At 76.0% G+C, this 408-nt stretch carries 1 pseudogene; it reads right to left on the bottom strand.

The window, feature by feature from the left end:
- A pseudogene (locus tag BJQ90_RS22375) lies at positions 1-408 on the bottom strand (endonuclease); the annotation flags it as partial.

Below are 408 nucleotides of genomic sequence, written 5' to 3' on the forward strand. Positions count from 1 at the left end.
CACCCGGTAAAACGACCCGGCGCCGTCGGCGACCAGGCGCCGGGCCATCGAGGGCGGGATCGGCCCGTACCCATCCAGGACCGCCGGTTCCCCGGTCACGCCCAGCAGGGACAGGACCGGGACGGTAATCAGCACCTGCGCCCGCGGCGACGGCACACCCCCATGCCCGGCCATCAGGTCCCCGACCTCAAACCCGCCCACTCCGGTGCCGGCCGCACCGCCGACGTTCCCGGTGGTGCCGGTGCCGGTGCCGGTGGTGAGGAGCCAGGTGGCGGCGATGTCGGCGCGCAGCTGGGTCAGCGTCCGGGCCTCCGCGGGGCCCTGCAGCGCCCGGGCGGCCGCGGTGGTCCGGTCCCAGATCCCCGCAGCGGTCCCGGCCGGCAGATACGCCGAGAACCAGGCCATCCC

The organism is Arthrobacter sp. SO3 (assembly GCF_020532825.1).
GTDB lineage: Bacteria > Actinomycetota > Actinomycetes > Actinomycetales > Micrococcaceae > Arthrobacter.